The sequence below is a fragment of the Nocardia aurantiaca genome (genome assembly GCF_009708175.1).
GTDB lineage: Bacteria > Actinomycetota > Actinomycetes > Mycobacteriales > Mycobacteriaceae > Nocardia > Nocardia aurantiaca.
This window is the reverse complement of record NZ_WMBB01000001.1, coordinates 633,601-647,834: the sequence shown is the minus strand read 5'-3', so window position 1 is coordinate 647,834 and position 14,234 is coordinate 633,601. Positions and strand designations below refer to the sequence as shown.

Annotated in this window: 12 protein-coding genes and 1 riboswitch; of the genes, 1 reads left to right on the top strand and 11 read right to left on the bottom strand. The window is 67.3% G+C overall.

The features are described from left to right. The 11 genes from GLP40_RS02680 to GLP40_RS02630 form a co-directional block, all read right to left on the bottom strand. Positions 1-1,266: an acyl-CoA dehydrogenase family protein gene (locus GLP40_RS02680; protein ID WP_154786155.1), complete on the bottom strand. Its 1,266-nt coding sequence runs from the start codon at positions 1,264-1,266 to the stop codon at positions 1-3. Positions 1,267-1,284: 18 nt separating this feature from the next. Further along, on the bottom strand, positions 1,285-2,163 hold the full coding sequence (locus GLP40_RS02675) for an SDR family oxidoreductase (protein WP_154786154.1): 879 nt from the start codon (positions 2,161-2,163) through the stop codon (positions 1,285-1,287). 65 nt (positions 2,164-2,228) lie between these two features. Beyond that, complete coding sequence (locus GLP40_RS02670; RefSeq protein ID WP_154786153.1) at positions 2,229-3,098, bottom strand: MaoC/PaaZ C-terminal domain-containing protein; 870 nt, start codon at positions 3,096-3,098, stop codon at positions 2,229-2,231. A 19-nt stretch (positions 3,099-3,117) separates the two neighbouring features. Continuing rightward, positions 3,118-3,555, bottom strand: coding sequence for a type II toxin-antitoxin system Rv0910 family toxin (locus tag GLP40_RS02665; RefSeq protein WP_154786152.1), 438 nt, complete (start codon positions 3,553-3,555; stop codon positions 3,118-3,120). Positions 3,556-3,626: 71 nt separating this feature from the next. Next, positions 3,627-4,832, bottom strand: a complete 1,206-nt coding sequence (locus tag GLP40_RS02660; RefSeq protein WP_154786151.1) for a lipid-transfer protein — start codon at positions 4,830-4,832, stop codon at positions 3,627-3,629. Between the two features lie 207 nt (positions 4,833-5,039). Beyond that, entirely contained in the window at positions 5,040-5,687 is a 648-nt protein-coding gene (locus GLP40_RS02655; protein WP_154786150.1) for a TetR/AcrR family transcriptional regulator, read from the bottom strand. A gap of 183 nt (positions 5,688-5,870) precedes the next feature. After that, positions 5,871-7,433, bottom strand: a complete 1,563-nt coding sequence (locus tag GLP40_RS02650) for an ArnT family glycosyltransferase (RefSeq protein WP_196054498.1) — start codon at positions 7,431-7,433, stop codon at positions 5,871-5,873. Between the two features lie 233 nt (positions 7,434-7,666). Further along, positions 7,667-8,815 (bottom strand): MFS transporter, encoded by a 1,149-nt coding sequence (locus tag GLP40_RS02645; protein WP_154786383.1) that lies wholly within the window; start codon positions 8,813-8,815, stop codon positions 7,667-7,669. A gap of 517 nt (positions 8,816-9,332) precedes the next feature. Then, positions 9,333-9,518 (bottom strand): hypothetical protein, encoded by a 186-nt coding sequence (locus GLP40_RS02640; protein ID WP_154786148.1) that lies wholly within the window; start codon positions 9,516-9,518, stop codon positions 9,333-9,335. Positions 9,519-10,149: 631 nt separating this feature from the next. Then, on the bottom strand, positions 10,150-11,367 hold the full coding sequence (locus GLP40_RS02635; protein WP_154786147.1) for an NADP-dependent isocitrate dehydrogenase: 1,218 nt from the start codon (positions 11,365-11,367) through the stop codon (positions 10,150-10,152). A gap of 330 nt (positions 11,368-11,697) precedes the next feature. Continuing rightward, positions 11,698-13,191: an MFS transporter gene (locus GLP40_RS02630; protein WP_154786146.1), complete on the bottom strand. Its 1,494-nt coding sequence runs from the start codon at positions 13,189-13,191 to the stop codon at positions 11,698-11,700. Positions 13,192-13,329: 138 nt separating this feature from the next. Between GLP40_RS02630 and GLP40_RS02625 the strand changes: the two genes are divergently transcribed. Then, entirely contained in the window at positions 13,330-14,040 is a 711-nt protein-coding gene (locus GLP40_RS02625; protein ID WP_154786145.1) for a TetR/AcrR family transcriptional regulator, read from the top strand. A gap of 12 nt (positions 14,041-14,052) precedes the next feature. Beyond that, positions 14,053-14,164, top strand: a riboswitch (SAM riboswitch). The last annotated feature ends 70 nt before the right edge of the window (positions 14,165-14,234 follow it).

Here is a 14,234-nt window from a genome sequence, read left to right as displayed (position 1 = left end):
CTAGTAGGCGAGCAATCCCTTGGCCACGTGGGTCACCTGGATTTCGTTGCTGCCCGCGTAGATCATGAGGGATTTGGCGTCGCGGGCCAGCTGTTCGACGTGGTATTCGGACATGTACCCGTTGCCGCCGAAGAGCTGGACGGCGTCCATGGCAACCTCGGTGGCGGTCTCGGAGCAGTAGAGCTTCATCGCCGACGCCTCGGCCAGGGTGGGCGGTTTGCCCGCGCGGGAACGTTCCAGGGCATGGAAGACCATGTTCTGGATGTTGATTCGCGCGATCTCCATCCTGGCCAGTTTGAGCTGAACCAGTTGGAACCGGCCGATCTCCTGACCCCAGAGCTTGCGTGTCTTGGCGTAATCCACACAGAGCCGGTGGCATTCGTTGACAATCCCCAGCGCCATGAAGGCCACGCCGATGCGCTCGGCGGTGAAACTCGAACGGGCGCTCTCGCGGCCGTCGCCGCCCTCGTGCCGCTCGGTTTCACCCAGCAGGCGGTCGCGGCTCAATCGCACATTGTCGAAGAACAATTCGCCCGTGGGTGAGGAGTGCAGGCCCATCTTCTTGAACGGCTTGCCCTGGGTGAAGCCCTCCATGCCCTTGTCGAGCACGAAGGTCAGCACCCTGCGTTCCCGCTTGTCGGCGCCGTCGCCCTCGTCGAGCTTGGCGTAGACGATGACGGTGTCGGCGTAGGGGCCGTTGGTGATGAAGGTCTTCTGGCCGTTGAGGATGTAGTCCTCGCCGTCTCGGCGGACGTAGGTCTTCATGCCACCGAAGGCGTCCGAGCCCGAATCCGGTTCCGTGATCGCCCACGCCGCGACCTTCTTCATGGTCACGATGTCGGCCAGCCAGCGTTGTTTCTGGGCCAGGGTGCCGCGCGACAGGATGGTGGTGGCCCCGAGACCGATGCTGACGCCCATGGCGGTGACAAGGCCCATGCATACCCCGGACAGTTCGCTGACCAGCACCGCCATCAGCGATTCCTGCCCGGAGAACGGCCCGCCGTCGCCGGCCGGGGCGTCCTTCTTCTCCGGTAGCGGCTCCCCGGCGGTGCGCGCCTCCTCCCGCTTCCGTTGCCTGGCAAGCAGTTTGGCGACAGCCTCCGAGCCCAGCGCATCGATGCCGAACTCGGCGAACAGCTTCCGGATGATGGGATACGGCAGCATCTCGCCGCTGTCGAGGGCGTCCAGATGCGGGCGCACCTCCTTGTCGATGAAGCCGCGCACCGCGCCGCGGACCAGCTCATCGGTCTCGGACCATTCGAACATCGTTGTCCGCCTTTCTGATTACGGCAGTCGCCGGGCGATATCGTCGATGGACCAGGGGCCCTCGGTCTCGATGGTCTTCACGTCGTGCCAGCCCGCCAGTTCGGAGATCGCGCCGCCCTGTACCGCGAACACCTTGCCGGTGATCGGGCACTTCTCGCTGGCGAGATACGCCACCAGCGGGGAGATATTGGCCGGACTGAAGGCATCGAACTCGCCTTCTTCCAGACCGGCCTGCTGCGCCGCCATCATCTCACCCATGCCGGGGGTGGCCAGGGTGAGCCGGGTGCGGGCGATCGGCGCGATGGCGTTCACGCGCACGCCGTAGCGGGCCAGCTCATCGGCGGCTACCAGGGTGAGCGCGGCGATACCGGCCTTGGCCGCACCGTAATTCGCCTGCCCGGCATTGGGGATCGTGGTGCCCGACGCCGACGCGGTATTGATCACCGCGGCGTTGGGCTGATTGCCCGCCTTGGACTGTTCCTTCCAGTACCCGGCCGCGTGCCGCAGCACCGCCGCGTGCCCCTTCAGGTGCACCGCCAGCACCGCGTCCCACTGCGACTCGTCCATGCCCGCCACGAAGGCGTCGCGCAGGATGCCCGCGTTGTTCACCACGACATCGAGCCGTCCGAACTCCGAAACAGCCTGCTCCACCAGGTTCTTCGCGCCCTGCCAGTCGGCCACGTTGTCGGTGTTGGCGATCGCGCGCCCCCCTGCGGCGACGATCTCGGCCGTGACCTCGTGCGCCGGCCCGGTGTCCATGCCCTCACCGGCATTGCTGCCGCCGAGGTCGTTCACCACGACCGCCGCGCCCTCCCGGGCGAACAACAGCGCGTGCTCACGGCCGATGCCGCGTCCGGCCCCGGTGATGATGGCGACCCGCCCGTCGAGTGCACCCATGAAATGTCTCCTTCTCCACAAGGATCGGTCCCCGTCCGCCGGCGACAGCGGGCGGGCACAAAAGATCAAGAGTTGTCGGCAATCTCGGCCAGGCCGTCGCTGAGTACGGTGTCCTCGCCGCGAACGGTCCGGAAGGCGTACGTGGTGACCCCGTTCTCGCTGCCGGCCTTCCAGATCTGCGTCTCGAGGTCGTCGTCGGGGAACACCATCTTGGAGAACCGCACCGCGTACCGTCGAAGCCGGGCCACATCCGAGCCCGCCACCATGGTCAGCACGCCCCACGATGACATGGCCATGGTGCACAGCCCGTGCGCGATGATGCCGGGCAGCCCGGCATCCCTGGCGACCTGATCATCGAGGTGCAGCGGCACCGGATCACCGGACGCCGGCGAGTACCGGTAGGTCTGGTCGGCATCGACGTGCGCGGACACCGTGGCCAGCGGAGCCTGTTCCAGCAGCGCCGGCTCGAGCCGGTGCGTGGGAGCCTGCTCGCCGACCCGCTCGCCCGCGTCGACATTGCGGAAGAACGCGGTCAGGTACTGCTCGTTGACCAGGTCCCCATCCGCCGAACGGCATTCGATGAGGATGGTGATGGTCGACCCGTTGTCCTTGCCCTCGAACCCGATGGCCTTGGCCCGCGACACCAGCGTGTCGCCGGGCCGAATCGGCCGGTGGAAGTGGAAGTCCTGCTCCCCGTGCACCACCCGCCCGAAGATGTTCATCGGCGCCACATCGATGACCGGCACCATCATGGCCTCGAAGACCGGCACGATGGCGAAGATAGGCGGCGCCACATCACCTTTCAGATGCGCGGCGATGGGATCGTTGGTGGCCGCGGCATATTCGGCGATCCGTTCCCGCGTGACCTCGAACGTCTCCTCATCGGACCAGACGTCCAGCCCAGCGCGGTCGAATTCGACAGCGGTGGAAGCCATGTCGTTCCTCCCCGTGCCGCTAGGCCGTCGTGGCGAGGGAGTCGAGCGCGGCGAGCGTCTTGTCCAGCTGCGTGAGACCATCCTTCTCCACCGCCTTGCCGAGCGCGCCCTTGATCAACGCGCCCTCGAAATCACCGGACACCGCGAACCTGCTGCCGCCGCCCTCGGCGGTGATGTCGAAGGAGAACTGGACCTTCACGCCCGCCATGCCGGTACCGCTGAGCACCAGCTTGTTCGGGGTCTCGACGCTCTCGACCACCCACTCGATCTTGTTGGCCATGCCCAGCATGACGATCTTGGCGGTCAGCGTGGCGCCCGGCGCGAGCACGGCCGGCGGCTCCTCCATCCAGCGCTCATGGATGGAGAACCACTTGTCCCAGGTCTGCGGGTCGGAGACCACGGCCCACAGGCCGTCGGGGGTCGCGTTGAGGTCTTTGGAAGCTTCGATGTGTCCCATGGGAATACCTCGTGTGGTCCCCGCCATCCCGGGGTGCCGGGACAGCGGATCGGGGATGAATAAGGCGAGGGTCAGCGGTCGGCGCGCTGGTAGGCGGTGACGACGGCCGCGCCGCCGAGCCCGATGTTGTGTTGCAGTGCGGCGGTGACGTTGGCGACCTGCCGCTTGTCGGCGGCGCCGCGCAGCTGCCAGGTGAGCTCGCTGCACTGCGCCAAACCCGTTGCGCCCAAAGGGTGTCCCTTGGAGATGAGCCCGCCGGAGGGATTCACGACCCAGGTGCCGCCGTAGGTGGTCGCGCCGGAGTCGATGAGGTGCCCCGCCTCGCCCTCCTTCGCCAGCCCGAGCGCCTCGTACAGCAGCAGCTCGTTGGCGGAGAAGCAGTCGTGCAGCTCGATGACCTGGAAGTCCTCGGGTCCGAGCCCGGCCTGTGCGTAAACCTTCTCGGCCGCTTGGACATTCATGTCGTAACCGATGAGGTTCTTGGCGCTGCCGTCGAAGGTGGACTGGAAGTCGGTGGTCATGGCCTGGCCGACGATCTCCACCGCTTGCCGCGACAGATCGTGGCGGTCCACGAACTCCTCCGAGGCCAGGATGACCGCACCCGAACCGTCGGAGGTAGGCGAGCACTGCAGCTTGGTGAGCGGATCGTAGATCATGCGCGAGGCCAGGATGTCCTCGAGCGTGTACTCGTCCTGAAACTGCGAATACGGGTTGTTCACCGAGTGCTTGTGATTCTTGTACCCGATCTTGGCGAAGTGCTCGGCGGTGGTGCCGTACTTCTTCATGTGCTCGCGCCCGGCCGCGCCGAACATCCACGGAGCCACCGGGAACAGCACCTCGGAGATCTCGGCCAGCGCCATGATGTGGCGCGCCATGGGCTGTTCGCGATCGTCCCAGGTGGAGCCGAGCGAACCGGGCTGCATCTTCTCGAAGCCCAGTGCCAGCGTGCAGTCGGCCAGACCGCCCCGAATCGCCTGTGCCGCAAGGTAGAGCGCGGTCGAGCCGGTGGAGCAGTTGTTGTTGACATTGACCACCGGGATGCCGGTCATGCCCAGTTCGTAGACCGCGCGCTGACCGGAGGTGGACTCGCCGTAGACGTAGCCGACATAGGCCTGCTGGATCTCGCGGTAGTCGATCCCGGCATCAGCGAGGGCCTTGGTCCCGGACTCGCGGGCCATGTCCGGGTAGTCCCAGTCACTGCCGTCCTCGTTCTTGCACCGCCCCGGCTTCTCGAACTTCGTCATGCCGACGCCGACGACGTAGACCTTGTTCGTCATCGAACTCCTCACATAGGGGAACAGAAACAAACATACAAAGCTGTATGTAAGTAGACAAGAGGGCAGCGGGGACTTCTCCTTCACGCACAAGATCAGCAGTTCGGCCCCGCGCACCCCACATGCCGTCGATGCGGTAGCCCCACGCGCGCGAACGCCGAAGGCCCCCACCGCGGACAGCGGCGAGGGCCTTCGGCGCGAATCGATCAGCTATTCATCCGCGATCCGGAAGTCCGGCATCCGGGCCTCGGCCGCCAGGCGCAACTGCGCCGAGGCCCGCAGCCAACGCCGGTGCGCCCGCTCGGGATCGGGAGAAATGAAGTTGGTCACCAGGATTCCGCGCAGCGTGTCCATGGCGGTGTAGGCGAAATCGCGAACGTTCTTGCGGTCCAGCTCATTCGGCACCAGCTGGGCCACGGTCAGCAGCACCGCGTTGTTCACGAACGGCTCGACCTTCTCCATCTCGACCGCGAGCACCCGGTCGGTGCGGCTGGCCACCCACAATTCGATGGCCGCGATGAACAGCGGGCCCTGATGCAGCTCCCACATGGCCTCCAGGGCGGCGCCGATCGGATCGTCGCCCGCGCGGAGCCGCCGGATCTCCTTCATCGCCGCCTCGGTGCGCCGTTGCGCCAGATGACTGATCGCCGCCACCACCAACTCACTCTTGAAGCCGAAGTGATGCACCTGCGCACCCCGGGTCACCCCCGCGCGCTCCGCCACCCGTGGCGTCGTGGTTCCGGCGTAGCCGTACTCGACCAGGCACTCGATCGTGGCGTCCAGCAGTCGCGTGCGGGTCTCGCTGCTGCGTTGTTCCTGGGTGCGGCGCGGCTGTTTCGAGACGGCGGAGCTGGTCATGCGGAAATCTTACACTTACATACAATCGTGTATGTTCGCGCCCGGATTGCGAACCGACGCCCGGCCCGCATCGCCACGGTGGAGCTGCGACGCCGATTCGAGGGCGCTGTTTTCGGCCGATAACTCGAGCTCAGCCCTGTTCGCGGTGGGTTCGTTCGACGACCACTGCGAGAATTGGAGATCTCAGATCCCGGTCGGGAAGGTGAGGGTCATCAGGCCCGGCCAGACCTGAGCCCACGGATGCAGCGGCTCACGGCAGACGTAGACGGTCACCAGGCGTTCCAGACCGGGCAGGCCGTTCGGGTCGTCGATCCGCTGTACCAGCGTGGTGGAGGCGAACTGGGACAGGAAGTCCTTGTCGCCCACGCCGTCGACGGCGAGGTACACGATCGTGCGCGCGGAATCCGGCGGCGGACCGAAGTAACCGAACCCGCGGTTGGGGCTGTACATCGGCGGCAGATGATAGTCCCGGCCGAACTCTTCCAGCGCGCTCGCCTGCACATACGAGGCCGCCACCACCGCGGCGTCGCGGCGCTCGGACTCCGGCAGCGCGGCCACCGCGTCCCGCACCGCGGCGGTGAAGGTGGCGTAGCCGTCCGGACCGGACATCGACTCCCGCTGCCAGTACTGCATCTGGTCCGTGATCGGCTTCGCGATCCAGCCCTTCGGCACCGGCAGCACGATCATCGCCACGGTGAACATGACCGCCGATGCCACCGCCAGACCGGTGACCAGCCCGCGCACTCGGCGTTGCGCCTCGACCGTGCCGAGCACGTACGCACCCGCGCCGAGCAGCGCCGGCCAGAAGCCCGCGATGTAGTACGAGCGGCCGTTCTCGACGAGCACCACCGCCAGCAGCCCCAGGCCCGCCACCATCGCGAACCGATACGGGCGCAACGCTTCCTGCCGCACCAGACCCCACAGGCCCAGAATGCTCAGCAGGCCGCCGAGCAGGCCGCACTGGGTGGCGATCTCCAGCGCGCACACCAGCGGTCCGGTGTTCGCGGCGTACTGCTCCTGGGCGATGATCGCGGTCATCTGGGATTCCACCCAGCCGTGCTGCACCTGCCACACGATGCCGGGAATCATGGCGACCGCGAGGATCAGCGTGCCCGCGTAAAGGGCTGGGCGGCGCAGCATTTCACGCGGACCGGCCACCAGCACGCCCAGGCCCAGCAGCGCCCACACGCCCGGCACCATCCACTTGGCCTGGAAGGCGAGCGCGGCGGTCACGCCCGCGGCGATCAGCAGCCAGTCCTGGCGGGTGCGCACCCAGCGGATCAGCAGGAAGATGATCAGCGCCTGCAGCGGGATATCGAAAGTCAGTGTGATCAGCTGCAACTGATCGAAGGCCAGCGGCGAGACGGCATAGGCCGCGGCGGCCAGGATCTGATACCGCGACCCCGCGCCGACCTCCCGGGCGGTGGCCGCCGCCAGGATCGCCGCGGCCGCCGTCAGCGCCAGCGCGGGAATCCGCAGTGCCAGTACCGAACCCGGCGCCACCAGGTCGCACAGGTGTGCGACGAACGGCGCGAGCGGCCCCTGGTCCGGGTAGGCGAGCGCGAGCCGCCGTCCGGCCGCGAGGAAATACAGCTCGTCGCCGAAGAAGTTGAACCGGGCCGCGGCGATGCCGAGCACGGCGGCGAATCCGAAGGAGACGGCCAGCACACCTCTCCAGGCGAACGGCGGCCGATCGGCAGCCGGTTCGGCGGCATCCAAACGGAGCACCGTATCGGTGGTTGACATCATTCCCTCCCGAAACCACGAAAAGACGCCCGGCAGAACCGAATGTCGGCGATGCCGGGCGTCGATCAGGCTGCAGGATATCCGGTTACCGGCCATCAGGTCTTCCCAGCCGTTTCCGGGGCTTGCGGACGCGTTGCGGGGCGTTGTCCGATCACCGACCGCGGGGATCCGAGAGGCCCTCGATGAGCAGACCGATGACCCCCATCGACCGGGTCTGCGATCCCGCCGGACTCTCAGGCGAGGGCGTGCGGCCGCGACCGGGCGACGAGCACCGTCACCGCGAAGAGCGCGGTGCCGACGACCGCCAGAGCGGCCCCGACCACCGCCGGCGCGGTGTAGCCCAGACCCGCCGCGATCACCAGACCGCCCAGCCATGCCCCCGCCGCATTGGCGATGTTCAGGGCCGCGTGGTTGAGCGCGGCGGCGAGGGTCTGGGCATCGTGGGCGACATCCATCAGGCGGGTTTGCAGGGCCGGGGCCAGCGCCGCGCCGGATGCGCCCACCAGGAAGGCGCCGACGGCGGCCGTGTACGGATTGTGTGCCGCCGCAACGTATCCGGCGAGAATCACCACCATGGCCAGCAGGGACGCGAACACCGCGCGGTCCACGCCGCGATCGGCGAGCACACCGCCGGCGATATTGCCCGCGACCATGCCGAGGCCGAAGAGCATGAGCACCAACGGAACCAGGCCGGCCCGCAGACCGGCCACATCGGTGAGGGTGGTGGTGATGTAGGTGTAGACCGCGAACATGCCGCCGAAGCCGACCGCACCGACCAGCAGCGTCAGCAGCACCTGCGGGCGGCGCAGGGCGGTCAGTTCGGTGCGGGGATCGGTCATGCGGATGCCGTGCAACTCCGGCACGAAACCGGAGATGGCGGCCACGGTCGCGATACCGATCACGGCGACCACCACGAACGCGTCCCGCCAGCCGAGATTCTGGCCCAGCCAGGTCGCGGCGGGAACGCCGACGACATTGGCGGCGCTCAGACCCAGCATGATCGCGGCAACCGCCTTGGCGCGCTGGCCCGCCGGTGCCAGTGAGGCCGCGGCCAGCGAGGCGACACCGAAGTACGCGCCGTGCGGCAGGCCCGAGACGAAGCGCGCCACAGTCAGCGTCGCGAAGGTCGGGGCCACCACGCTGGCCGCATTGCCCAGTGTGAACGCCGCCATCAGGGCCATCAGCAGTCGCTTGCGCGGCACTCGGGCGCACACCGCCGCGATCACCGGCGCACCGACGACCACGCCCAGAGCGTAGGCGGACACCATGTGCCCGGCGGTCGGTTCGGATACCCGCATGGCGGACGCGATGTCCGGCAGCAAACCCATGGTGACGAATTCGGTGGTGCCGATGCCGAACCCGCCCAGCGCCAGCGCCAGCATGGCCGCCACCGGCCACCGCCGTGTCTCCGGCACCGCCGTCGGCGCGTCGATACCGTCGAGGTTCGCGTCGGTCCCCGGTGCAGAATTCGCCATGACGTTGCGCAACACCGGCTCCGGCGTCCCGCATCCCGTCCCGGCCGTGAGTCCGCTCACGCTCGGCGAACGGCCACGGCGACCATCCGGGTCGGGCCGGCGTGTCGACAATGGCGCGGTCCACATCGGTGAGCGGCGCGGCCACCGGGAAGTTACCGCGGAACGCACCCCCTAAGGATCGTTGCGGCGCTTGATCTCCCACAGTTTGTCGAGAGTGTCGCGGTCAAGGCGTCGGCGAGAATGTCACCGGAATCCAGGTAGGTGAACGGCTTCCGGTCCGACGAGTAGCGGGACAGCTCGGCGGCGATCGCGGCGCGGCGATCCACCACGGCGGCGTGCTGTGGCGACGGGGCCGGGCCCAGCATGGACAACGGGTAGCGCTCCGAAATGCCGCCCGCCGCAACGGCATCCGCCGCAGGCCCGGTCAGCTCGCCACCGGATGCCGGATCCGCACCAGCGCCGGCGGATACACCGAACCATTCGGCGCCGACGCTGCGAGCAAGGAATCGCCGACCCCACTGGAGAATTCGGTGAGCAGTTCACCGCGCACCAGAGCCGGACCGGGATCGACCGGCTCCATGCGGATGCCGCCGATTCCGGTCGCGTCCATGGGACGGGGCTATCGAGAACCACGCGGGGAATCTCGTCGAATCGGCGCAGCGGGCCGGTTACATCGCCTCGTGCGAGCACGTCGATCGCGACCATGGATTTCCCCCGCAAGAATTCGGGGACCTCGGGGAAAGGCGGGAATCGCGTGAGCGCCGGCCAGATGCTGAACTTCTCGGCCGCCTCCGCCGTCGCGTCCCGGAATGCGGCGAGCACAGTTTCGGCCCGCTCCGCCGGCCACAGCATCCGGCCGCCGAAAAGCGCACCGCGTCGAACAATTCGAATTCGAGCGCGGTCACCAAGCCGCCCCCGGCGCTCGTGATCGAATGATCCCCGGACGACCATGACCATTTCATGGCCGCGGACCCCCGGAACAGTTCGGGCACCCGCCCGCTCACCGGTTCCGGTGGCGGCAGGTGCCCGTGTGGCGCGGTGGATGTTCTGGCCGGGACTGTGGTCCCGGCCGCCATCGTCACCGCTTCGCGCTGTTCACGTCGGTCGGCGCGTGGAGCATGCGCTCCGGTTCAGGGATGCCCCTGAGTACTTCTCGCCCTTGGGATCTCAGGTCCCGAGAGCACCCAATCCCCGGGGGTCTCAGGGACTCGCCCCTGAGAAAGCCCGAGAGTCGGGGGCGATCAGCGCAGCTCGCGAGCCAGGTTGGCGTCCAGCACGCCGAGGAACTCCTCGGTGGTCAGGTAGCCCTGGTCGCCGCCGACCAGCAGCGCGAGGTCCTTGGTCATCTGGCCCGATTCGACGGTCTTGATGACCACGTCCTCGAGGGTCTGGGCGAAGCCGATCACCTCGGGGGTGTTGTCCAGCTTGCCGCGGTGGGCCAGGCCGCGCGTCCACGCGAAGATCGAGGCGATCGGGTTGGTGGAGGTGGGCTTGCCCTGCTGGTGCTGGCGGTAGTGGCGGGTCACGGTGCCGTGCGCGGCCTCGGCCTCACAGGTGCGGCCGTCCGGGGTGAGCAGCACGGAGGTCATCAGACCCAGCGAGCCGAAGCCCTGCGCCACGGTGTCGGACTGCACGTCGCCGTCGTAGTTCTTGCAGGCCCAGACGTAGCCGCCCTCCCACTTGAGCGCGGAGGCGACCATGTCGTCGATGAGGCGGTGCTCATAGGTGAGACCGGCCGCGTCGAACTCGTCCTTGAACTCGGTCTCGTAGATCTCCTGGAAGGTGTCCTTGAACATGCCGTCATAGGCCTTCAGGATGGTGTTCTTCGTCGACATGTACACCGGATAGTTCTGCTGCAGGCCATAGTTCAGCGAGGCCCGCGCGAAGTCCCGGATCGAGTCCTGGAAGTTGTACATGCCCATGATCACGCCGCCGTCTTCCGGCATACGGACGACCTCGTGCTGGATCGGCTCGGAGCCGTCCTCGGGCGTGAAGGTCAGGGTGACGGTACCCGCCTGGTGCACCTTGAAATCGGTGGCGCGGTACTGGTCGCCGAAGGCGTGGCGGCCGATGATGATCGGCTTGGTCCAGCCCGGAACCAGTCGCGGAACGTTCGAGATGATGATCGGCGCGCGGAAGATGGTGCCACCCAGGATGTTGCGGATGGTGCCGTTGGGCGACCGCCACATCTTCTTGAGCCCGAATTCCTTGACACGGGCCTCATCGGGGGTGATCGTCGCGCACTTGACGCCGACGCCGTGCTTCTTGATGGCGTTCGCCGCGTCGATGGTGACCTGATCATCGGTCTTGTCGCGGTACTCGATGCCGAGGTCGTAGTACTCGAGGTTCACATCGAGATACGGGTTGATCAGCTTGTCCTTGATGAACTGCCAGATGATCCGGGTCATCTCGTCGCCATCGAGCTCGACGACGGTCCCTTCAACCTTGATCTTGGACATGGATCTTCGTGTCCTCCTAGGAAGGTGGTGCTCCCATTGCACGGCCGGTGAGCACCGCTTGTAGCGGACCCCAGCTGTTCAACAGACAACGTATACGCATGGCGCTCGGCACGGGACCTGTGGTGCCAAGTCCGCGTACGCTGCGGCGTCAAGCAAGACAAGCGTACTGCTGCTATCGATCTCACCGCGCGGGCGGCCCCCGCTGTGCGGGATTCAGTGCGGTTACCGATAAGTAGCTATTCAGGTGATATTCCGCACTTCCCAGCATGCGAAAACCCGCGGGCCACGGCAACCCTTTGCCGTGGCCCACAGGCGAGAACTATTCGCCGGTCAGACACCGACATGCACGTGCTCGGAACCCTCGAGCAGATTCGCGGGCTTGTCCTTGATCATGAACGCGATGATCGGAATGGTCGCCAGGAAGAATCCCGCGCCGATCAGGAACGCGATGTCATAGGAATGAATCGCGGCCCGAGCCAGTACATGATCGGCCCCCGGATTGTTCTTCGCGAACCGCTCGGCCACCTGCACCGCGATCGTCGACAGCAACGCGGTGCCGATGGCGCCGCCCACCTGCTGAGCCGCATTGAGCAGGGCGCTGGCGACACCGGAGTCCCGCTCCTCGACCTGGTGCAGCGCCGTGGTCTGCATGGCCACGAACAGCCCGCCCATGCCCAGCGCGATCAGGATGAGCGCCGGCAGCACGCCCGCCGCGTAGCTGTCGCCGAAGCCCAGCCGCGACAGGTACAGCAGCCCGGCCATGCCCAGCACCGAGCCGGTGATCATGAGCGGCCGCGGCCCGGTCCGCGGCAGCAGCGCGCTCGCGATGGCCGCGGAGACGACGATTCCAACCGGGAAGGGCAGGAACGCCACCCCCGCCTTCAGCGCCGACCAGCCCAGGGTGATCTGGAAGTAGTAGCTCATGTTGATGAACATGGCGAACATGGCGATCGGCAGCAGCAGCGCCACCAGGAACGAGCCGCCGCGGTTGATCTCGCCCGGAATGCGCAGCGGCAGAAGCGGATTCGCGGACCGCCGCTCGATGGCGACGAAGGCGGCCAGCAGCGCGACACCCGCGATCAGCAGGGCCAGGGTGGTGCTCGCGGTCCAGCCGTCGGAGGCCGCGCGGCTGAAGCCGTAGACCACCGAGACCAGGCCGAGCGTGGCGGTCACCGCGCCGGGCAGGTCGTAGCCGCCGGTGCGCGGCGCGGGCACGTCCTTGACCACGAAGGCGAGCGCGCCCAGGAGGGCGATCAGCGCGATCGGGGTGTTGACCAGCAGGCACCACCGCCAGTCGGCGTATTCGGTGAGCGCGCCGCCCACGATCAGGCCGATGGCCGCGCCACCCGCTGACACGCCGGCGAACACGCCGAACGCGCGGGCGCGCTCCTTGGCCTCGGTGAAGGTGACCGACACCAGCGAGAGCGCGGCCGGCGCCAGCAGCGCCGCGAACGCACCCTGCAGCCCGCGTCCGGCGAACAGTTCGCCGCCGTTCTGCGCGAGTCCGGCCAGCGCCGAGGCCCCGGCGAAGCCGACCAGGCCGATCAGGAACATGCGGCGCCGGCCCAGGTAGTCGGCGAGCCGCCCGCCGAGCAGCAGCAGGCCGCCGAAGATCAGCGTGTAGGCGGTGAGCACCCACTGCCGGTTGCCGTCGCTGATGCCCAGGTCGTGCTGGGCGAACGGCATGGAGATGGTGACGATGGTGGCGTCCAGCACCACCATCAGCTGGGCCATGGCGAGTACGCCCAGGGCCCACCAACGCGCGGATTCGCGCTGGTCGGAGCTTTCGGATTGGTCTTCGAGTGTTGTTGTCGCGGCGGTCATGTCGTCTCCTCACGGACGGTCCGGGACACCCTCGACCATCTTGGCCCTAACCGACAATTGGCGTCAAGAGAAATTTGTCGCACCGCGACAGTTGTCATATCGGGACAATAAAAGCTTCGAACCCCGTACCATGGAGGAATGTCGGAGTTGTCAAGTCACATCGGTGTGATCGCATGTCACCGGCCGGGCCTGCGCGAACGGAAGAAGGAACAGACCCGCGCGCGGATCATCGACGTGGCCCTGCGCCTGTGCACCGAGCAGGGGTTCGACGCCACCACCGTGGAACAGATCGCCGACGCGGCCGAGGTGTCGCCGCGCACCGTGAACCGGTACTTCGACAGCAAGGAAGACATCGTCATCGCGCCCATCACCGACTGGGCCCGGGCGCACGCGCAGGCGCTGCGCGAGCAGCCCAACACCGGCAACGAGTTGAAGGCGCTGCTGGACAGCTTCCTCGCCATCGTGGACCGCGTCATCGAGCACGACGAGCCGCTGCCCTTCCGCTGGTTCCAGCAGATGCAGCGCATCATTCGCTCCACCGCCGCGGTGCGGGCGTGCAGCATGGCCGCGGCGGAGAACAAGACCGAGCAGACCGCTCAGGTTCTGGCCGAGCGCCTCGGCACCACCACCGAGGATCTGCGGGTTCGATTGCTGCTCGGCACTTTCCACGCCATCATGCGGGCCGGCACCGAATCGGATGCCGAATCCGGCTTCGCCGACGAGCGGCTCATCGAGTCGCCGCGCGGCATGGCCGAGGCCGTGGTCGCGGCCTATCACGAATTCGTCCGGACCTGCGCGGCGCCGGCCGTGGGAAGCCCCACTTCTGAAACAGCCTCATCCGCCCGCTAGAATCGCGCAACAGGTCAAGAGCATCAGCGTTAAGGCCCCGGCTTGCTGATCGGCAACCCTCCAGCTGCGGTGGGGTGCTCCGGGTGCAGACCGGGCGTTCGAAGGCCGAACGCAAGCGCAACCAGGAGGTCTACCGAGATGTGTTGTTGTCGAAGCCCATTCGCCTCTCGATAACGTCAAACTTCCGCCATTCG